The organism is Roseovarius nitratireducens (assembly GCF_002925845.1).
Taxonomy (GTDB): domain Bacteria; phylum Pseudomonadota; class Alphaproteobacteria; order Rhodobacterales; family Rhodobacteraceae; genus Roseovarius; species Roseovarius nitratireducens.
This window is the reverse complement of the sequence record NZ_PDNI01000028.1, coordinates 167,360-188,355: the sequence shown is the minus strand read 5'-3', so window position 1 is coordinate 188,355 and position 20,996 is coordinate 167,360. Positions and strand designations below refer to the sequence as shown.

The 20,996-nt window shown below is 66.1% G+C and carries 16 protein-coding genes; 2 read left to right on the top strand and 14 right to left on the bottom strand.

Features of this window, described 5'->3' with window-relative positions; translation table 11 throughout:
• Window positions 1–26: 26 nt before the first annotated feature.
• From CRJ03_RS05635 to CRJ03_RS05605, 7 genes are all read right to left on the bottom strand, one after another.
• Window positions 27–1,172, bottom strand: coding sequence for an iron-containing alcohol dehydrogenase (locus tag CRJ03_RS05635; protein WP_104017920.1), 1,146 nt, complete (start codon window positions 1,170–1,172; stop codon window positions 27–29).
• Window positions 1,169–2,551, bottom strand: coding sequence for an aldehyde dehydrogenase family protein (locus tag CRJ03_RS05630; protein ID WP_104017919.1), 1,383 nt, complete (start codon window positions 2,549–2,551; stop codon window positions 1,169–1,171). Before CRJ03_RS05630 ends, CRJ03_RS05635 begins: the two co-directional genes overlap by 4 nt.
• A gap of 10 nt (window positions 2,552–2,561) precedes the next feature.
• On the bottom strand, window positions 2,562–3,926 hold the full coding sequence (locus CRJ03_RS05625; RefSeq protein ID WP_104017918.1) for a glutamine synthetase family protein: 1,365 nt from the start codon (window positions 3,924–3,926) through the stop codon (window positions 2,562–2,564).
• Between the two features lie 92 nt (window positions 3,927–4,018).
• Window positions 4,019–5,056: a TRAP transporter substrate-binding protein gene (locus CRJ03_RS05620; RefSeq protein WP_104017917.1), complete on the bottom strand. Its 1,038-nt coding sequence runs from the start codon at window positions 5,054–5,056 to the stop codon at window positions 4,019–4,021.
• Window positions 5,057–5,102: 46 nt separating this feature from the next.
• The gene (locus tag CRJ03_RS05615) at window positions 5,103–6,425 is read right to left on the bottom strand and encodes a TRAP transporter large permease (protein ID WP_104017916.1); all 1,323 of its coding nucleotides are present in this window, start codon (window positions 6,423–6,425) and stop codon (window positions 5,103–5,105) included.
• On the bottom strand, window positions 6,425–7,021 hold the full coding sequence (locus CRJ03_RS05610; RefSeq protein WP_104017915.1) for a TRAP transporter small permease subunit: 597 nt from the start codon (window positions 7,019–7,021) through the stop codon (window positions 6,425–6,427). The genes CRJ03_RS05615 and CRJ03_RS05610 overlap by 1 nt, the downstream gene beginning before the upstream one ends.
• Window positions 7,014–7,805 (bottom strand): N-formylglutamate amidohydrolase, encoded by a 792-nt coding sequence (locus CRJ03_RS05605; RefSeq protein ID WP_206018309.1) that lies wholly within the window; start codon window positions 7,803–7,805, stop codon window positions 7,014–7,016. Before CRJ03_RS05605 ends, CRJ03_RS05610 begins: the two co-directional genes overlap by 8 nt.
• Window positions 7,806–7,957: 152 nt before the next feature.
• Between CRJ03_RS05605 and CRJ03_RS05600 the strand changes: the two genes are divergently transcribed.
• The gene (locus tag CRJ03_RS05600) at window positions 7,958–8,830 is read left to right on the top strand and encodes a MurR/RpiR family transcriptional regulator (protein ID WP_104017913.1); all 873 of its coding nucleotides are present in this window, start codon (window positions 7,958–7,960) and stop codon (window positions 8,828–8,830) included.
• Between the two features lie 111 nt (window positions 8,831–8,941).
• Here CRJ03_RS05600 and CRJ03_RS05595 read toward each other — a convergent pair whose 3' ends face one another.
• Both CRJ03_RS05595 and CRJ03_RS05590 read right to left on the bottom strand, forming a co-directional pair.
• Window positions 8,942–9,988 carry a glycosyltransferase family 2 protein gene (locus CRJ03_RS05595; protein WP_240611570.1) on the bottom strand — a complete coding sequence of 349 codons (1,047 nt, stop codon included), beginning with the start codon at window positions 9,986–9,988 and terminating at the stop codon, window positions 8,942–8,944.
• Window positions 9,985–11,838 (bottom strand): hypothetical protein, encoded by a 1,854-nt coding sequence (locus CRJ03_RS05590; RefSeq protein WP_165375250.1) that lies wholly within the window; start codon window positions 11,836–11,838, stop codon window positions 9,985–9,987. The genes CRJ03_RS05595 and CRJ03_RS05590 overlap by 4 nt, the downstream gene beginning before the upstream one ends.
• A 98-nt stretch (window positions 11,839–11,936) precedes the next feature.
• Here CRJ03_RS05590 and CRJ03_RS05585 point away from each other — a divergent pair, with 98 nt between their 5' ends.
• On the top strand, window positions 11,937–13,958 hold the full coding sequence (locus tag CRJ03_RS05585) for a tetratricopeptide repeat protein (protein ID WP_104017911.1): 2,022 nt from the start codon (window positions 11,937–11,939) through the stop codon (window positions 13,956–13,958).
• 32 nt (window positions 13,959–13,990) lie between these two features.
• Here CRJ03_RS05585 and CRJ03_RS05580 read toward each other — a convergent pair whose 3' ends face one another.
• From CRJ03_RS05580 to hutI, 5 genes are all read right to left on the bottom strand, one after another.
• Window positions 13,991–15,631, bottom strand: a complete 1,641-nt coding sequence (locus tag CRJ03_RS05580; RefSeq protein WP_240611569.1) for a Na/Pi cotransporter family protein — start codon at window positions 15,629–15,631, stop codon at window positions 13,991–13,993.
• A 147-nt stretch (window positions 15,632–15,778) separates the two neighbouring features.
• Window positions 15,779–17,449, bottom strand: coding sequence for a urocanate hydratase (gene hutU, locus CRJ03_RS05575; protein WP_104017909.1), 1,671 nt, complete (start codon window positions 17,447–17,449; stop codon window positions 15,779–15,781).
• On the bottom strand, window positions 17,449–18,231 hold the full coding sequence (gene hutG / locus CRJ03_RS05570; protein ID WP_104017908.1) for an N-formylglutamate deformylase: 783 nt from the start codon (window positions 18,229–18,231) through the stop codon (window positions 17,449–17,451). The genes hutU and hutG overlap by 1 nt, the downstream gene beginning before the upstream one ends.
• A complete protein-coding gene (hutH, locus tag CRJ03_RS05565; protein WP_104017907.1) occupies window positions 18,228–19,754 on the bottom strand; it encodes a histidine ammonia-lyase in 1,527 nt (508 codons plus the stop codon). Before hutH ends, hutG begins: the two co-directional genes overlap by 4 nt.
• Window positions 19,751–20,953: an imidazolonepropionase gene (gene hutI / locus CRJ03_RS05560; protein ID WP_104017906.1), complete on the bottom strand. Its 1,203-nt coding sequence runs from the start codon at window positions 20,951–20,953 to the stop codon at window positions 19,751–19,753. Before hutI ends, hutH begins: the two co-directional genes overlap by 4 nt.
• Window positions 20,954–20,996 lie beyond the last annotated feature (43 nt).

Below are 20,996 nucleotides of genomic sequence, written 5' to 3'. Positions count from 1 at the left end.
TTCGCTCAGACAGGCAACGTTCGGCGTCAGATAACCTTGTCGAACAGCGCCCGCACGTTCTCGCGCGTCAGCGTTACCGGGTTGCCGCCGCAGCTGGGATCCGTCAGCGCCAGGTCGGTCAGATCGTCGATCCGGTCGCGGCCCACGCCCATCTCTGACAGACGGCGGGGCACGTTCAAGCGGTCGTTAAGCCGCTGCACGAAATCGCGGAACCCGTCGAAGCCGCCTTCGATGCCAAGATAGGCGGCGGCCTTGTCGAACCGGTCCGCGATTTCCGTTGCGTTCAGCTCCAGAACCGCCGGCATGCAGACCGCGTTGGTGGTGCCATGATGGGTGCCGTAGATCGCGCCGATCGGGTGACTGAGGGCATGAATCGCGCCCAGGCCCTTCTGGAACGCGGTTGATCCCATCGCCGCCGCGCTCATCATATGGGCGCGGGCCTCGATATCGGTGCCGTCGGCATAGGCGCGGGGCAGATACTCCTTGACCAACCGCATCCCCTCGAGCGCGATGCCCTGGCTCATTGGGTGGTAGTGCGGGCTGGAAAACGCCTCGACACAATGGGCGAAGGCGTCGAGGCCGGTGCCCGCAGTGATGAATTTCGGCATTCCCACGGTCAGTTCCGGGTCGCAGATCACCACGCGCGGCAGCACCTTCGGGTGAAAGATGATCTTCTTCACGTGGGTTTGCGAATTGGTGATGACGCTCGCCCGCCCGACCTCGGAGCCGGTTCCAGCGGTGGTCGGCACCGCGATGATCGGCGCGATGGCCTCTGCATCGGCGCGGGTCCACCAATCGCCGATATCCTCGAAATCCCAGACCGGGCGGGTCTGCCCGGCCATGAAGGCGACCATCTTGCCCAGGTCCAGTCCAGAGCCGCCGCCGAAGGCGATCACCCCGTCATGGCCCCCGTCGCGGAACGCCGCGACGCCGTCGGCGAGGTTGATCTCGTTCGGATTGGGATCGACCTGCGCGAACAGCGCCACCTCGATGCCGGCCTGCGTGAGGATATTCAGCGCCTGGCGCGTGATCGGCAGGTCGGCCAACCCCTTGTCGGTGACCAGCAGCGGTCTGGTGATCCCCGCGTCGGCGCAGGCGCCGGGCAGTTCGTCGATACGGCCGGCGCCGAACTTGATGGCGGTGGGATAGGTCCAGTTGCCTGTCAGGTTCATGATGCCCCTTTCTTGAAATGATAGGATTTCGGTCTGGTCAGGTTGTGATAGCCGATCACGCTCAGCCCGCCGCCGCGCCCGGTATTCTTGCAGCCGGTCCAGCACAGCGCGGGATCGAGGTAATCGGCGCGGTTCATGAACACGGTGCCGGTTTGAAGCTGTCGACCGATCCGCGCCGCGCGCCCGGAGTCCGGGGTCCAGAGCGCGGCGGTCAACCCGAACTCGCTGTCGTTCATGAGCGCGATGGCGTGGGCGTCGTCGCGGACCGGCATGATGCCCACGACCGGCCCGAAGCTTTCCTCGCGCATCACGCGCATGTCGTGGGTGACGCCGGTCAATATCTGCGGTGTCAGGTAGGCACCGCCGTCATCCTCGGGGAAGGGGTCGATATGCGCGGTGGCACCGGCGGCCACGGCCTCGGCGATCTGGGTGCGTACCAGATCGGCAAAGCGGCGGCTGGCCATCGGCCCGATGGTGGTTTCACTGTTCAGCGGATTGCCCAGCTTCATCGTGCGCACGATGTCGACCGCCCGCGCGACGAAATCGTCATAAAGGCTTTCGTGGACATAAATCCGTTCGATCCCGCAGCAGCACTGCCCCGAATTGAACATCGCCGCGTCGATGAGTCCGGCCGCGGCCGCGGCCGGATCTGCATCGTCCAGCACATAGCCGGGATCCTTGCCGCCCAGTTCCAGCCCCAGCGGGGTGAAGGTGCCCGCCGCGGCCTGTTCCATCGCCCGGCCACCCCCGACCGAGCCGGTGAAGTTGACGAAATCGAAGCTGCGCGCGGCGATCAGGGCACTGGTGGTGTCATGGTCGAGAAAGACGTTCTGGAACACGTCGGCAGGCACGCCCGCCTCGACAAAGGCGCGGACCATGCGTTCGCCCACCAGGAGCGTCTGCGTGGCATGTTTCAGCATCACCGTGTTGCCCGCGATCAGCGCCGGAGCGACGGTGTTGATCGCCGTCATCCACGGATAGTTCCAGGGGGCGATCACCAGCACCACCCCGTGCGGCTCCCGCTCGATCCGGCGCTCGAAGGCGCCGCTGGATTCGATCACGATGGGCGCCAGCGCCGCCTCGGCGATGTCCGCCATGTGGCTGCCGCGCTCCTCGAAGCCACCGAATTCGCCGCCGTAGCGGACCGGGCGGCCCATCATCCGGGCCAGTTCCGGCACGATCTCGTCGTTCATCTCGCCCACGCGGGCGATGCCCTTGCGCACCAGGTCGACCCGCTCGGCCAGTGGCCGGGCGGCCCAGTCGGCTTGTGCGGCGCGCGCCCGCGCCACCGCGCCGTCCGCCTCTGCGCTGCTCAGGACCGGGCGTTCGGCGAACACCGATCCGTCGATCGGCGAGATGCATGTCAGTGTTTGCGTCATGATATCCTCTTCAGGCGCGCTCAAAGCCGCGGGCGATCTCGTAATCGGTCACCACGCGGTCGAATTCCTCCTGCTCCCAGCGGGCGGCGCGCACATAGTGATCGACAACCGCGTCGCCGAAGGCCGCGCGCAGCATGGCCGAGCCCTCCAGCGCGTCGGCGGCGTCGCGGAGGGTGCGGGGAATGTGGTTGTCATCCTCTGCCTCGTAGGCGTCGCCGGACAGCGGCGGCTGCAGGTCCATCTCGTCCTCGATCCCCTTGATTCCGGCCGCGATCTGCGCCGCCATCGCGAGATAGGGGTTGAGGTCGGACCCACCGATCCGGCATTCGATCCGCACCGCCTTCGTGCCTTCGCCGCACAGGCGGAATCCGGCGGTACGGTTGTCCACCGACCAGGCGGCGCCGGTGGGGGCAAACGTGCCCTTCTGGAACCGCTTGTAGCTATTCACGTAGGGCGCGAGAAACACGGTCATGTCGGGCGCGTGGGCGATCAGCCCGGCCAGGTAGCTTTGCATCAGCGGCGACATGCCATGCGGGGCCCCGGCGTCGTGAAAGGCGTTGCGGCCATCGGCCCACAAGGACTGATGCACATGGCTAGAGCTACCGACCCGGTCGGCGTGCCACTTGGGCAGGAAGCTGGCCGCGTGGCCCTTCGCCCAGGCGATTTCCTTGACCGCGTTCTTGGCGATCGCGTGATAATCGGCGCAGTCCAGCGCCGGGCCGTATTTGATGTTCAGTTCGGCCTGGCCGGTCTCGGCCTCGCCCTTGGTGTTCTCGACCGGAATCCCGGCCGCGCGAAGATGGTTGCGCACCGGGCGCAGCACATGCTCTTCCTTGGTGGTCTGGAGGATGTGGTAATCCTCGTTATAGGCGCTGATCGGCTCCAGGTCGCGAAAGCCCGACTTGCGGATCTCGTCATAGCCTTTCGCGAACAGGAAGAATTCCAGCTCGGTCGCCATCATCGGGGTCAGGCCCATGCCGGCCAGCCGCGCGATCTGGCGCTTGAGAATGGTGCGTGGGCTGTGCGGCACCTCTTCGTGGGTGTGGTGGTCCAGCACGTCGCACAGCACCATCGCCGTTCCCTCCAGCCACGGCACCGGGCGCAGCGTGTCGAGGTCGGGCCTCATCACGTAATCGCCATAGCCCATGCGCCAACTGGTGGCGGCATAGCCCTCGACGGTGAACATCTCGAGGTCGGTGGCCAGCAGGTAGTTGCAGCAATGGGTTTCCTCCCACGCGCCTTCGATGAAATGCTCGGCCACGAAGCGCTTGCCCATCAGGCGGCCCTGCATGTCCACGAGGCAGACGAGAACGGTATCGATCTCGCCGTGGGCGGTCTTTTCCTTGAGAGTTTCGAATGTCAGAGGCGCGGGCATGGGGCGGATCCTGTCCTGTCGGGTTCGATCATCTGTGCGGATGCCCCGGCATGGGGCCGGGGCATCCCAGGTTGGTGGGTGGTGCGAGGGCCTCAGCCGTAGCGATACGGCCGGCCGGCGAGGCGCATGACCTCGTTGTACTCGCGGATGATGCCGACCACCTTCTCGCGGACCGGGTCCCCTTCGGTGAGTTCGTTCCAGAACGTCTGGGCGGCGCTTTCCACGGTCTCCCATTCCTCGTCGGGGATCGTGGTCAGCTTCATCTTCTCGCCATTCACGCGCAGCCCTGCCTCACCGCCCCAGTACCACCACTGACGGTAGTAGTGCGACTGCTCCATGCAGACCGTCAGCAGCGTCTTGAGCCGGTCGGGAAGCTCCTCCCAACGCGACATGTTGGCAAAGAAGTGACCGATCCAGGCCCCCGAGATATTGTTGGTCAGGAAATAATCGGTCACGTCGGCCCAGCCCACCGTGTAGTCCTCGGTGATGCCCGACCAGGCGATACCGTCGAGCTCGCCGGTCTGCACCGCGACCTCGATATCCTCCCATGGCAGGGTGACGGGCACCACGCCGAACTGCGACAGGAAGCGTCCGGCGGTCGGGAAGGTGAAGATGCGCTTGCCCTTCATGTCAGCCAGGCTGCGGATCGGATCCTTGGTCGCGAAATGGCAGGGGTCCCAGGACCCGGCCGAGATATGCTTGACCCCGACCTTGGCGTATTCCTCTTCCCAGATTTCCTTCAGGCCATACTGGTTGAACAACACCGGCACATCCAGCGAATAGCGCGTGCCGAAGGGGAAGTAGCCACCGAAGACCCGCACCGCCGTGGGCGAGGCCATCGAATCGTCGTCCGACTGCACCGCGTCGATCGTGCCGCGCTGCATGGCGCTGAACAGCTCGCCCGTGGGCACCAGCTGATCCGCGAAGTAGAGCTCGATCTGCATCTCGTCGCCGGCGATCGCATTGAACTTGTCGATCGCGGGCTTGACCACATGCTCGGCCAGCGCGGCGCCGGCATAGGTCTGCATGCGCCACGTGATCCTGGATTGCGCGATCGCGGGCGCGGCGAGCGAAGCGCCAACCGCACCGGCACCGGCACTCGCGATGAACTTGCGTCTTGTCGTCGTCATTTTCTCTCTCCTATTGGTTGAGGCCCCGTTTTATCGGGGTTCTGGGTTAGTTTCCGTAGACCTGCCCGGGCAGCCACAGCGCGATTTGCGGAAATACCATCACCAGCGCCAGCGCCAGCGCCATCACCAGAACGAACGGAATGATCGAGCGGTAGATGTCCTTGAGGCCGATTTCCGGCGGCGCCATCGCCCGCATCAGGAAAAGATTGTAGCCGAAGGGCGGCGTCATGTAGGCGATCTGCGTGGTGATCGTGTAGAGCACGCCATACCAGATCAGGTCGAAACCGAGTTGATCGACCAGCGGAACATAGAGCGGCGCAACGATGACCAGCATGGCCGTATCGTCGAGGAACGTGCCCATCACGATGAAGCTGAGCTGCATCAGGATCAGGATCCCCCAGGGGCCGAGGCCCAAATTGGTGAACACCCCCTCGATCGCGCGCACCGCGCCCAGCCCGTCAAAGATCGCGCCGAAGGCCAGTGCCGCCAGGATGATCCACATGAACATGCAGGATATGGCCAGCGTGCTGCGCACCGAGTTCTCGAAGACCTCGCGTGTCATGCGGCCCTTCACCACCGCTGCCAAGAACGCCGTCATCGCGCCGATGGCCGAGCTTTCGACGAGCGAGGTCCAGCCGTTCACGAAGGGGACCATCATCGTCATGAATATGACCAGCGGCAGGATGCCCGCGCCCAGCAGGCGGATCTTCTCACGCCGGGAAATGCCTTCGCGCTCTGCCGCGGGCAGAACCGGACCCAGTTCCGGCTGAATCCGGCAGCGCAGCGCGATGTAGAGGATGAAGAGGCCCGCCATCATCAGGCCGGGCAGCGCCCCCGCCAGCCACAACTGGCCAACCGGCTGGCGCGCGATCATCGCGTACAGAACCAGCACCACCGAGGGTGGCACGAGGATGCCCAGGCTGGACCCGGCCTGAATTACACCGGTGACCATGGTCTTGTCATAGCCGCGGCGCAGCAACTCGGGCAGGGCGATGGTCGCGCCGATCGCCATGCCGGCCACGGACAGCCCGTTCATCGCCGAGATCAGCACCATCAGCCCGATCGTACCGATCGCCAACCCGCCGCGTACCGGCCCCATCCAGACGTGAAACATGCGATAGAGGTCGTCGGCGATGCGGCTTTCCGACAGCACATAGCCCATGAATATGAACATCGGCAGCGTCAGCAGCGGATACCACTTCATCAGCTTCATCGCCGCCGAGAACGGGATCGTGACGCCACCCGTGCCCCACAACAGGACCCCGGCCAGGGCGCCGACGAACCCGATGGCGGCAAAGACCCGCTGCCCGGTCATGAGCATCAGCATCATGCCCGCGAACATCACCAGCGCGATCATCTCGTGCGCCATCAGATTTCTTCTCCGCGAATGCGGCCGATATCGCGGAAGAATTCCGCGCTGGCCTGAAGGATCATCATCACGATGCCGATGCACATCACCAGCTTTATGGGCCACAGATAGGGGCGCCAGGCGGTCGGGCTCCGTTCCATGCGGCCCACAATCTCGCCGACGCCGGACAGTCCGTCGCTGAAGAAGGACGAGATCAGCGCGCCGTAGAATTCCGACGGCGTCATGCCGAAATAACCCAGGGAATAGGCCATCGACCCGAGGCCTCCGAGCAGTAGAACGACGAGAAAATAGAGCAGGAACAACACTGTGAACGCATCCACCCAGGCCCGCGTGTGGGGCGACCATTGGCCGTAGAAGAGATCCATGCGCACGTTGGAGCCAAGCTGGATCGAGTAGGGGCCGCCGAGGATGTAATACGCCACCATCGTGAACTGGGCCATTTCGAGCGTCCAGAGCGAGGGCAGAAAGAACGTCTTCGAGACCGAGGACCACAGCAGGATGCCGATCAGCACGAAGATGAGATACATCGCGCACCGGCCGAGCGCCCGGTTCACCCGGTCAACACCGCGGACATAGGCGCGAACAAGCCTAGGCATGGGCTCCCTCCCGCGACCAGACCGATTCGACCATCAGCGCGGGGTCGAGCAGGCGCTTCACTTCACTGGCCATCCGTTCCTCGCCGCGCGTGTCGGCCAGCAGGTCGTTGCGGATCTCGATCATCACGTTGGGTAGCCCGCGTGCGACGCCGTGCAGCCCAAGGCTGTGGGTCACGTCGTCCCCGGGGCCATAGGGGGCATTGCGCCGGATGTCGCGCCCGGGCAGGGCGTCGGCCGCCGCGAGCATGGCATCGGCGAGCCGGCTGTCGCTGTCGTGCAGGATGCCGATTTCCACGTCCCGGGGCTGGCCGTGGAACACTGGCGTAAAGCTGTGGATCGTGACCAGCGCGGAGCGGGCACCGCGCGCGGCGCGGGAATCCAGCACCCGGCTGACCGCCGCGCAGAACGGGCGATACACGGCGGCGAGGCGGTCCGCGCGTGCCGCGGCGTCCAGCCCCGCATTGCCGGGAATGTCGCCCCTCTCCGTCTGCGCGGGCATGGCGCTGGGGCTCTCGGGCGCGCGATTGCAATCATAGACCAGCCGCGACACCCGTCCGGCGATCAGCGGCGCGTTCAGCGCCCGCGACAAGTGCCGCGCCACGCCCAGCGCGCCCGGATCCCAGGCGACATGGCTGCCGCGCACCTCGTCGGTCAGGCCAAGGCCGTTCAGCGGTGCGGGAATCGCGTTCGAGGCGTGTTCGCAGATCAGCACGACATCGCCCGTGCCATCGGGGTTGATGACATCTGCGGCCGGTCCGAAATTCGCGTTGCTGGCAGTGGTCAAGACACCCCCCCGAGTTTTGTTCAATTATTTTCTGTATTTTTTTGTTCTGTCAATATATCTTCAGAAGAGAATTTCATGGCCGTCCCCGATGCACGGATCTTGTGCGAGGCGCGGGCGCAGTGATTGCATGGGGGCAAGACGGGAACGCCACAATGCCCGAGCCGACCAAGACAGTGCGCGATCTGATACGCACGGAATACGATCAGCTCACCCAGTCCGAGCGCAAGCTCGCCAATGCGCTGCTCGAGAATTACCCGGCGGCGGGGCTGGCCTCGATCACGATCGTGGCCGCGAATGCCGGCGTTTCGACCCCGACGGTTGCGCGGATGGTCAAGAAGCTGGGTTTCCAGAGCTTTCCACAGTTCCACCAGGTGCTTCGCGACGAGTTGGAGGCGACCGTCTCGGGCCCGGTGAAGAAGCGCGAGCGCTGGGCATCCGAAGCGCCGGAATCGCATATCCTCAACCGTTTCGCCGATGCGGTGATGCAGAACATGCGCCAGACATTGTCGCATGTGGACACCGGACGCTTCGACGCCGCGGTGCACCGCATGGCCGATTGCGATGGGCAGCTATTCGTCGTCGGCGGTCGGGTGACCCGGGCGCTGGCGGAGTATGCCTTTACCCATCTTCAGGCGATTCGCCCGCGGGTCACGCATATGACCTCATCGGCCGCCACCTGGCCGCACTACGTGCTGGACATGACGCGCGGCGACGTTCTGTTGATGTTCGATATCCGCCGCTATGAGACGAACCTCCTGCGGCTGGCTGAACTGGCCAAGGATCGTGGCGTGACCGTGATCCTGATCACCGATCAGTGGACCTCGCCGGTGAGCAAGATCGCCGACCAGATATTCAACTGCTGGGGCGAGATTCCGTCGGCCTGGGATTCAAACATCTCCGCCATGATGTTGCTGGAGGCACTGATCGCCGCGGTGCAGGAGACCTCCTGGACCGACACCCGCGCCCGGTTCGAGGAACTGGATGATATCTTCGATCTCACGCGGCTCTACAAGAAATCCACCTGAGTGGTCCCGGCCAAGCGGCGATTGGTATGCGTTGGGTTACCGTTCGCGTTCGATATACAATCGGGCCGTCGATCCTGGCAGATGCTCCCACGTTCCGAGAGCGTCTCTCGCTCAGTAATCCCGTGTTTTTATGTCACTTGTCGTGACGATCCGGTTCTCGCGCAGCCAGTCGCGGAACTCGTCCCAGCCGGGGCGACCGCGTAATTCGGCGATCTTGGCGCGGTGCCAGTCGCAGGCCTCGGCATGAAGCGGGCCAAGCACCGGATCGGCGCGGAGCGCGTCGAGGATGGGACGCATCCGCGTGGCATGGGGCGCGATGCTGCGATCCTCGGTGCGGTTCACGTTCATGTCGGACCAGTAATGCTCGGTCTGCTCGCGGGCGATGTGGTTGGTGCGCCCGCGGTCGCGCTTCACCAGGAAGCTGTCGATGGAGCGCACCGAATAGTGGTGCAGCCGCGCGAAGCGGTGGCTGAAGCCGGGCCAGGCGCGCCATCCCACTTGGCTCATCTCCCGCAGGTTGCCGCCGCAATCGGACCAGCGCACATCCCCCTCGCGATCCTCGGGCACGCCCTTGGGGCGGTGGGGGTTGTACTTGCGGAAAAGCCCGTTGTTGCGAAACAGGGTCTTGAAACCCGTGGCGCGGCCGTTGGCGGGATCGTCCTCGATATCGGCGAGGGTAAACTGCTCGGTCACCGGGCGATCCTCGTAGCCCTCGACCCCGCCGCAGCCAAAGAGCTTCCACACGAAGGACACCGCATCGCAATCGCCCATGGCGGACATCATCTCCGGCAGGGTCGTCAGCCCCTCGCGCAGGTTGATGAACTCGTCCACGTCGAGGCACATCAGCCACTCGGCCTCGCGCACCCAGGGATGCGCGGTGGCACGGCGCAGCGCCTTGTGCTGCGGCGGCGACCCGTCCGACACATCGTTGGGTCGGTGGCTGGCATAGCCCAGCTCGGTCAGCCGGTCGGCAATCAGGTCGGTGCTGTCCTCGCAATCATTGGTAAAGATGACGAAGCCGGTGAACCCGATGGCGAGGTTGTGCGCCACCCATTCGAGGATGAACGGCCCCTCGTTCTTCATCGTGGTCATGATGACATGGCTGCCACCGAGGGCGGGCGCGGGAAGCGCGGCTGCGAAATCCTGCGGCGCGGTCATTCGGCGGCCTCGCGCTTGATCTTGCGGAAAGCAGGACTGACGATGCGCGCGAGCCGATCGTGCCCGCGCTCCTGAAGGTTGGTCTGCAAGGCCTTGCGATACCACGGCAGGAGGCGGCGCTCGCGGTAGAGCGTATAGAACACCGAGGGCGTCAGCGTCCCGTCGAGCGCGTGCTGCATGACCGGCTTCAATAGGTTGGCCCGGCGCAGGAACACCGGCGAAAAATGCCCCGAACACCATGTCTTGAGCGGGGTGACGTTGTCACCCTCCAGCCGCTCGACGTGGCGGCGGTCGGGGGGGAAGAACGGATCGTAGAGCACGAAGACGCGTTCCGCCTCGTCGATCTCGAAGGCGGCATCGGAATGCGGCAGGGACCAGTCGCGCGCGCGCCCCATGCCGAACCGCTCTTCCCACGGCACGAGCGCTTCATCGAGCGTGGTCTGCGGGTTGAAGCTGATGACCGTGGCGCCGGGTGCGAGCGACGAGAAGGCCAGCGCCGCGAAACCGCCCATTGAGGTGCCGGTGAGCCAGACCTTGTCGAACTCCGCGAACAGCCCGTCATCGCTGAGCTTTTCGAGATACGCGATGAGTTGCGGGCAGCGGTACCAGTCCTTGCGCCGCGCCATGATCGACAGGTGCGAGCAGCCGTTTTCTCGCACGAAGCGATAGGCCCAGGGCTCGCGCCCGGGCGAGAGGTCGTTGACATTGGAGAGGTTGTCGAAGGTCACGACAAGCCGCGCGGGATCGCGGCGGATGCACATGACCGCGTGATGTTCGAGCCGGGTGTAAAAGCCCTGTCGGTCGCCGCCGGTATGGATCTCGGCGAACCACTCGGGCAGCGCGGGTTCGGGGGAAGCGGCATCCTGCGCCTCGCCCGCGCTCTCTGTCTCGGGGACGTGGCGCTCTGCGGCGGGGGGCGGGGCCGCCGCGGGAAGAATCTTCGCCAGCGTCTCGCGCTCCTCGGCCTCGAGCGCGGCTTGCGCGTCTGCCACCCCGGGCAGCGCCATCACTTCGGCGATCTGCGCCTCCAGCGCCGCGGCGCGTGGCCCGATCGCGTGCGGCGGCCCGTCGATCGCCGCCAGATCGGCGAGGCGGGCAAGCATTGCCTCGGGGCCGGGCTGTTGCTTGGGCGGCAGGTGCTGCGCGCGCAGCAGCAGCGCTTCCGTGGTGGGTGCCGCGATGCGCAGGACCGATGCGCGCGCCATCGCGCCGCCATGCCCGGACCGTGCCCAGGCCACGCGGCTATGGGGCTCGGGCAGGGGCTTGCCGTCGCCGTCTACCCATTTGATCGGCCCGCCACCCGTGACCGGCCCCACCGGCACCTCGGGGGTGCGTGCCGAAAAGAGGCCCAGCCGCACCACGCTGCGCAACGGCGCGCCCGGTCCCGGCGCGGCCACCGGGCGCGCCAAGTGCAGCACCGCGCCCGGCGCGTGATGCTCGTGCCCCCCGGTCCCCGCCTCGCAGACCGGCACCGACAGCACGTCCGCCCCCCCGGCCCCGTGCATCAGCGAGGGGATGGTCTGTGCCGTACTGTGGATGCGGAAATACTCGTCCGGTCCGAGAAAGAGGCCATAGCCACCACTCTCCGCACCTTCGATGCCGCCTGCCCGCAGGGCGGAATTGTGCGGCTCTTCCTTCATGTCGGGATCGACGCCCACCGGCACGATCCGCACCAGCCCCGCCGTCTCCAGCGCATTCAAAAGGGGGTGTGCGGTGGCCTGCCTGCGGTCGATCAGCACGTTGACGATGCTTGCCCCCAGCATTCGGTGCCAGGCCAGCCATTCCAGGAAGGCGGAGGTGGGGCGCACCAGAGAGGTGCTCAGCACTAGCCTGGACCCTGCTGCTGGCATGAACCGACCTACTCCTTCGCCACTGCCCGGCAGCGGGAGCGCTTGCGACTGTTTCCCTTGAGTGTATAGAGTTTTCCACAACGGGAAAAGGTTGTTTTATGTCGAATGCTCCCGACAATGCTGCCGATCCGGGCCGCGGCCTGTTCATCGGTTTGCGCAAGGATCAGCTTGGCGCGCGGCTGCTGATGATGCTCAACAGCATTCGTCTGGCCGAGGATTACGGCACCGATTTCCGCATCAACTGGTTCCCGCGCGGGGCAATGGCGCCCAAGCTCGACACGCCCGCCGATCTCTTTGCCCCGGACTTCATCAAGCGGCATTTCATCGACAACGCCGATTTCGAGGCGCTGGATGCGCAGACCGAACCGCTCCGAACCTTTCTGAAGGACCGCACGCCCGACCGGCTTGCGGCGCATCTCGCGGGCGGGGGGCATGTGCTGCTCGACGAGGGTTTCGAGATCGTGGAATTTCCGTGGGAAGATGGCGGCGATCTGCGCGGGCGGTTCCGCGGCTTCATCGCCCGGATCGGGTTCAACCCGGTGGTCGCGCGCCACATGGCAGCGATCGAGGCGGCGATGGCCGCGCAGGGCGGTCGCACCATCGCCTATCACATCCGCCGCGGCGACATCCTCAACGAAGAGCCGTGGAAGCACAAGGAATGGCCCGCCAAGATCGAGCCGGACGAGCTTTACTCGGCCTACCTCGAAAAGAACGCCGATGCCGGCGCGCTGGTCTTTTCCGATCAGCCCGAGAGCATCGCCCGCTTCACCGCCGCGCACGCACAGGTGGCGCGGATCGATGATCTGGTGGACCTCTCCGACTGCAAGCCGGTGCAGCGCGATTTCCTCGAGCTTTACGCCATGTCCCGCGCCAGCGAGATCGTGGCGCCGCCGATCAGCGCCTTCAGCCGCGCCGCCGCACGCCTGAGCGGGCAGGAGCGCAAGTGCTTTCATGAGGTCATGAGCGTGCCCGAGCGCGAGGCCGCCTACGAGCGCCTGCTGGAGCGGTTCGGTCGCGGCGTGTCGGAATTCATCACCCCGAGCGAGGCCGCGCATGTCTATGTTAAACTAGCCCGTCGGCTGCAAGAACTTGGTCTTGAGAGTACCGTAGATGAGTTGGGTGAGCAGATCCTTGAGGCAGGTGCCGACAATGCCTTCCTGCCGCTTCTGCTTGGTATTAACAGCATCTATCTTTACAAATGGGAAAGTGCGTTGTCGCACATTAATCGCGCGATAACTGATAAGAAACAATGGAAAGAAAACGCTATCTCCGGACTGGCAATCCGTGCCCATGTGCTGGGGGCACTCGGGCGGCGCAAGCTAGCGCGGCGCTCCTTCTTGCGCGCCTTCTGGCAGAAGCCACTTCTGCCTGATGTTCTCGTTGTAGGCACGTTCATGATTAGACGTAGGCGCCTCCGCCCGGGTGCGGTGCTGCCATTCGATTCGGACACATTGTCCCTACTGCGCGTCCCTTGGTATCAACCTGGAAATATGCTGTTGCAACAAAACAAGCTGCTGCATAGGCGAGCAATGGATTTCTCGACTCTCGTACTTGAGTGGCCTTGGTTCGCTATGGACGGAAAAGCGCGCCGTCTACTCGAGGATCACCACGCGATGACGCGTCTTCAGCGAGCAATCGCCGAGCATCGCGCAGACGTCCCCGGCACGCTACCCGACAGTTTCTGCGCGCTTCTCGACGCGCGGATGGGCCGGATAGAGGCGGCGTTGGCGCGCAACTCCGAGGCCCGCGCAGCCAACCCCGACGCACCCCTCATTGCCAAGCGGCAGGCGGAAATCCTGTCGCTCGGGGGCGATCACGCCGGCGCGCTCAAGGAAATCGAGGCGTGCCGCGCCATGGCGCCGGATCATGCCTTCTGGCACTACCTGACGGGGCAGATACATCGCGCGGCGGGCGATGCGGCGGCGGCGCGCGCGGCGATGGAGCGCGCGGCGGAGATGGATGACAGCACCGCCGAACTGCACGCCCGCCTCGCCGATCTGTGCCGCGCGGATGGCGACGAGGCGGCAGCGATCGCCGCCCTCGACCGCGCTGCCGAAATCGCCCCCAACCAGCAACGCTACGCCAACCGGCGCGCACGGCTCATGCGCAACAGCGCCTGACCTCGGGCTTCGCGCGCCAGCCGCAGGCGCGCTCAGGCGCGGTTGGACATGCGGCTCGACAGCAGATCGCCTGTCTCGGTCAGGATCGGGTAGGCCACCATGGTAAAGGCGGTGTTGACCTGCTTGAGCGAGCGCAACGTCTCCTGGTGGATGTTGCTGGTCTCGATGCTTTCGGTCAGCCCCTCGCGAAGCCGCCCAAGATGGGCGCGCTGCAGACGTGCCTCGATATCGCGGATCGTGTCCTTTTCAGCTACGAGATCGCGTGCGTCGTCGGGATGCTGCGACATCATCAGCGCCAGCGCCTGCTGCGCGTTGGCCAGAACGCGGTCGTGGAAGTCGCAGATTTCCTCCCAGCCGGGGCGCGAGAAATGCACACCTTCGCGGTGAAGCCGCTGCGCCAGCCCCAGCATGGAGGTCGCGATCGTGTCGCTCGCGGCTTCGAAATGCGCGGCGATCCCTGACAGGTCCATCGCGCGCTGGCTACGCTCGGCATCGAGGCCCGCGCGGTTGAGCTGCGCGAGGTAGAGCTTGGTCTCGAGGTGGCGCTTGCGCACGCTCTCGGCGCTGTCGGTCACCGCCTGTGCCCCGGCCTCGTCCCAATGCTCGAACAGCTTTGGCACCGGGCGCAGCATCGTCTCGACGGTTTCGCCGATGCGGATCACCTCGCGCATGGCACACGAGAGGGCGCGGTCGGGTGTGTCGAGCGCGGCGGGGTCTAGCGCGGTCATGTGCACCAGCCCCGATGGCGCGCCCGGGGCGTTGACGAGGTGCCGGGCCAGACGGTCGGCCAGCGTCACCAGTGGCAGGCAGAACAGGAGAAGCCCGAGATTGAACGCGATGTGCAGGTTGATCGCCTGCGTGACCGGCGACGCGCCCAGCCAGTCGAGCGGTGGCTGTAGCGCGGTGAGTACGGCCAGCACGAGGCCGGCCGCCCCGCCCCGCAGCACGAGATTGGCCATGACGACACGGCGCGCCTCGGGCTGTGCGGCCAGTGTCAGCACCACCGCGATCGCCGCGCCGCCCATGTTCGCGCCGAGGATCAGCGCGATCGCCGCCGCGAGCGGCATCAATCCCTGTGCCACCAGCGTCACGAAGAGCAGCACCGCAGCGACCGAGGAATGTACCAGCCATGCGAACAGCGCACCGATCACGAAGGCGGAGAGCGTGTCGCGCGCCAGATACTGCATCGCCGCGCCCGCCGCCGCGCTGTCGAGAAGCGGCGAGGTCGCCATGCGCAGCATGTCCAGGGACACGAAAATCAGCCCTAGCCCGATCAGGATGCGCCCGGTCTGGCGCACGCGCCTCTGTCGCCCACGCAGGAACAGCACAACGCCCACGAGCAACAGCACCGAAATCAGCCAGGACAGCCGTACCATCAGCAGCTTGGCCACCAGCGCCGAGCCAAGATCGGCACCGAGCACCATCGCCAGCCCCGCCGCCGCCGGCACGGCCCCCGCCGCGACGAAATTGGCCACGAGTATGGCAACGGCGGTCGAGCTTTGCAGCGCCATCGCGCAGCCGCCTCCCGTAATTGCTGCGAGCAGGCGGCTCTGCCCCGACCGGCGCAGCCACAGGCGCAACCGCGCCGCGAAGGCGCGCTCGACCCCGGTGCGCACCAGACGCACCGACCAGATCAGCAGCGCTGCGGCCCCTGCAATCTGTAGAAAAAACACGGTGAGACTGGGGCTATCCAAACCGACCTTCCATATCGCGTTGATTTGCGCGGAGGAATAACCTGCTCCCTACCGCCGCCGGATGCAATCGGCATAGCACGCGCGTCAGGGTAATGTAACGACGATGTGACAGATTTATGACAGACCTCACCCGAGGATGCGCGGCAGGCGCAGCCCGTGTTCTCTGGCACAGGCGAGCGCGTCCTCGTAGCCCGCATCCGCGTGTCGCCAGACCCCGCTCGCCGGGTCGTTCCACAACACCCGTTCCAGCCGTTTCGCCGCCTCTGGCGTGCCATCGGCCACCACCACCATGCCCGCGTGCTGCGAAAATCCCATGCCCACGCCGCCGCCGTGATGCAGGCTCACCCAGGTCGCGCCCGAGGCGGTGTTCACCAGCGCGTTGAGCAGCGGCCAGTCGGACACGGCATCCGAGCCATCCTTCATCGCCTCCGTCTCGCGGTTGGGCGAGGCGACCGAACCGGAATCGAGATGGTCGCGCCCGATCACCACCGGCGCGCTCAACTCGCCACTCGCCACCATCTCGTTGAACGCCAGCCCCGCGCGGTGCCGGTCGCCCAGCCCGATCCAGCAGATCCGCGCAGGCAAGCCCTGAAAGGCGATCCGCTCGCGCGCCATGTCGAGCCAATTGTGCAGCTTGGTATTCTCGGGGAACAGTTCCTTCATCTTGGCGTCGGTGCGGTAGATATCCTCCGGGTCGCCCGACAGCGCACACCACCGAAACGGGCCGATGCCCCGGCAGAACAGCGGCCGGATATAGGCGGGCACGAAGCCGGGAAAAGCAAAGGCATTCTCCAACCCCTCATCCAGCGCCACCTGCCTGATATTGTTGCCGTAATCGAGGGTCGGCACGCCTGCGTTCCAGAAATCCACCATCGCGGCGACATGGGTCTTCATGCTTGCCCGCGCCGCGCGCTCCACCGCCTTCGGGTCGCTCTCGCGCTTCTCGCGCCACTCCGCCATGCTCCAGCCCTGCGGCAGGTAGCCGTTGACCGGATCATGCGCGCTCGTCTGGTCCGTGACGATATCGGGCCGGATGCCGCGCCGGTAAATCTCGGGGAAGACATCGGCGGCGTTGCCGAGAAGGCCCACGGATTTCGCCTCGCCCGCCTTGGTCCAACGCTCGATCATGGCGAGCGCCTCGTCGAGACTATCGGTCCGCTCGTCCACGTATCGCGTACGCAGGCGGAAATCTATGCTGTCGGGGTTGCACTCCACCGCCAGACAGCAGGCGCCGGCCATTACGGCGGCCAGCGGCTGCGCGCCGCCCATGCCGCCAAGGCCCCCGGTCAGGATCCACTTGCCCGTCAGATCACCGCCGTAATGCTGCCGCCCCGCCTCGGCAAAGGTCTCGTAGGTGCCCTGCACGATGCCCTGAGACCCGATATAGATCCACGACCCGGCGGTCATCTGCCCGTACATCATCAGCCCCTTGCGGTCCAATTCGCTGAAATGGTCCCAGGTGGCCCAATGCGGCACGAGGTTGGAATTGGCGATCAGCACCCGGGGGGCGTCGGCGTGTGTCTTGACGATGGCAATCGGCTTGCCCGACTGCACCACCAGCGTCTCGTCGGCCTCTAGGTCCTTCAGGCTCTCGACGATGCAATCGAAATCCGCCCATGTCCGCGCCGCGCGCCCGATGCCGCCATAGACGACCAGCTCGTGCGGGTTCTCGGCCACGTCGGGGTGCAGGTTGTTCATCAGCATCCGCAGCGGCGCCTCGGTCAGCCAGCTCTTGGCGTTCAGCTCTGGGCCGGTGGGGGGATAGACATCGCGGGTGTTCTTGCGGGGATCGGTCATCACGGTCTCCAGTCCGACAGGGTATCAAAGATGGGGCGCAGTGTGGAGCGCAGGCGTTCGGCGCGGCGCGCGTCATAGGCCCACGGTGGCGTCTCGGCGGCGAGGTAGGTGCTCTGCGCCAGTTCCATCTGGATGGCGTGCAGCCCCTCGCCGGGGCGTCCGTAATGGCGTGTCGTCCAGCCGCCCTTGAAGCGGCCATCGGTGACACTCGTATATCCGTGCGCCGCGCGGCAGACCGCCTCGACCGCCTCCACGATCCCCGGCGCGCAGGTCGTACCACCGTTGGTTCCGATATTCAGATCGGGCAGCGTGCCGTCGAAGAGGAATGGGATACGTGAGCGTATGGAATGGCAATCGTAAAGAATGGCAAAGCCGTGCCGCGCACGCACGCGCTCCAATTCCGCCGCCAGCGCGGCGTGGTAGGGCGCGTGATACGCCGCTCGCCGCGCCTCCACCTCCGCTGCGTCCGGCTCTTCCCCATCCTGCCAGATCGGCAGGCCATCAAAATCGGTCAGCGGCACCAGCCCCGTTGTGTTCTGCCCGGGATAGAGGGTCTCGCCGTCGGGCGCGCGGTTCACGTCGATCACGTAGCGATGCGCGCGCGTGCGCACCGTCGTCACGCCCTCGACCAGCCCATCGTAAAGCCGCTCGATATGCCAATCGGTATCGGCCAGCGCCCGGCCCGTCTCGTTCAGCCGCGCCTCTATCTCCGGCGGCACATACACCCCCGTATGTGGCAGGCCCAGCACCAGCGAACCATGGCCCCGCACCACCTCGATCATACCGCCAACTCCAGCCCCGCGGCCCGCACCAGCGCGCCCTCGCGCATCAGCGCGGCGGCGGACTCCAGATCGGGGGCCATGTAGCGATCCACCCCAAGGCTCGGCACCCGCTCGCGCAGGCAGGCCACCGCATCCCGCAACGGCTCTGACGTCACCAACGGCGCGCGCGCCTCGATGCCTTGGGCGGCACAGATCGCCTCGACACCGAGGATCACTGACAGGTTCCGCGTCATCCGCCGCAGGCGGTAGGCCGCATGTGCGGCCATGCTCACGTGGTCCTCTTGGTTGGCGGATGTGGGCGTGCTGTCGATGGTGCAGGGATGCGCCAGGTGCTTGTTCTCGCTCATCAGCGCAGCGGTCGTCACCTCGGCGATCATCAGGCCCGAATTCAGCCCCGGATCGGGCGTGAGGAACGGCGGCAGGTCGAAAGACAACGTCGGATCGACCATCAGCGCCACGCGCCGCTGCGCGATGGCCCCCACCTCGGAAATCGCCATCGCCATCGTATCGGCGGCGAATCCCACCGGTTCAGCATGGAAATTCCCGCCCGACAGGATCGCGCCGTCATCGGTCAGCACCAGCGGATTATCCGTCACCGCGTTGGCCTCCACCTCCAGCGTGCGCGCGGCCCAGCGCATGAGGTCGAGCGCCGCACCCGTCACCTGCGGCTGACAGCGGATGCAATAGGGGTCCTGCACCCGGGTGTCACCCTCGCGGTGGCTCTCGCGAATGACGCTGCCTTCCATCAGCGTGGCCATCGCAGCGGCCACGTCGATCTGCCCTTGGTGCCCGCGCAGATCGTGGATCATCGGGTGCAGCGGCGCGGTCGAGCCCATGATCGCGTCGGTCGAGAGCGCCGAGGTCACCACCGCCCCGCGCGTGAGCGTCATCGCCTCAAACAGCCCGCCCAGCGCGCAGGCTGTGGAAAACTGCGTGCCGTTGATCAGCGCCAGCCCCTCCTTGGGGCCGAGCACCACGGGGGCGAGCCCCGCCCGCGACAGCGCCACGCCGCCCGGCAGCGTCTCGCCCTCGTATACCGCCTCGCCTTCGCCGATCATGACCGCCGCCATATGCGCGAGCGGGGCCAGATCGCCCGATGCGCCGACCGAGCCTTGCGCCGGGATAACCGGTACGACACCGGCGGCCAGCATCCCCTCGATCAGCGCGCATATGTCCCACCGCACACCGGACGCGCCACGCCCCAATGACAATAGCTTCAGCGCCATCATCAGCCGCGTGGTCGGGGCATCCAGCGCCTCACCAACGCCGCAGCAATGCGACAGGATCAGGTTACGCTGAAGCTGCGTGGTGTCCCCGGGCGCGATCTTGACCGAGGCGAGTTTGCCGAAGCCGGTATTGACGCCATAGACCGCCGCCTCCCCCTGCGCCGCCCGTTCGACCAGCGCCGCCGCGCGTCCGATCCCCTCGCGCGCCGCCGGGTCTAGCCGCGCGGCATCCCCGTCACGCCAAAGTATTTCCAGTTGCGCCAACGTGGTGGCCCCGGGAGTGAGCGTTTCGGTCACGATTGTCCTCCGACGATGCGGGTGTGCAGGGGATTGGTGCCGATCCGGTAGGAGAGTTCCGCAGGCGTCTCCACGTTCCACACCGCCAGATCGGCCCGCAGCCCGGCGCGGATTTCGCCCCGGTCGTGCAACCCGAGTGCGCGGGCCGCGTGCCGCGTGGCACCGGCGAGCGCCTCCTCCGGCGTCAGGCGAAAGAGGGTGCAGGCCATGTTCATCGCCAGCAGCAGTGAACCCAGAGGCGACGATCCGGGATTGAGATCGGTGGCCACCGCCATCGCCACCCCCGCCTCGCGGAATGCCTGCACCGGCGGGATTTGCGTCTCGCGCAGCGTATAGAACGCGCCGGGCAACAGCACAGCGACCGACCCCGCCCGCGCCAGCGCCTCGGCATCCGCCGCCGTCGCGTATTCCACGTGATCGACTGAGAGCGCGCCGTAGCGCGCGGCGAGCGCGGTGCCGCCCATGTGGCTCAACTGCTCGGCATGGAGCTTGACCGGCAGGCCCAGCGCCGTCGCGCGATCAAACACCCGCGCGATCTGCGTCGCGTCAAACGCGATCCCCTCGCAGAACCCGTCCACCGCATCGACGAGGCCCTCGGCATGCGCCGCGTCCAGCGCGGGCACGCACACCTCGTCGATATAGCGGTCGGCATCCTCCCCGGCGGGCACCGCGTGCGCGCCCAGAAAGCTCGTGACCACGGTCACGGGTCGCATCTCGCCGATCCGCCGCGCCACGCGCAGCATCCGGAGTTCCGTCTCGCGATCAAGTCCATAGCCCGACTTGATCTCGACCGTCGCCACGCCCTCGGCGATCAACGCATCGACGCGGGTCAGCGCCTCGGCGAACAACGTCGCCTCATCCGCATCCCGCGTGGCACTCACCGTAGAGACGATACCGCCCCCCGCGCGCGCGATCTCTTCATAGCTCGCCCCCTCCAGCCGCATCTCGAACTCGCGGGCGCGGTTGCCGCCATGCACGATATGGGTGTGACAATCGATCAGCGCGGGCGTGACCAGCCGACCTCCAAGGCTGCGCGTGGGCCAGCCTGCCATGCCGGCGGGAAGGTCTTGGGCGGGCCCCACCCAGCGGATCGCGCCGCCGTCGATGGCGATGGCCGCCTCGTCGATCAGGCCGTAGGCGGCACCGCCCGGCGACAGGGTGGCGGCGCGAAGATCGGTGAGCAGAAGGGGCGCGGTCATGACACCTGTCCTTGATTATCAGCGTATTTAACAGTAATATGTA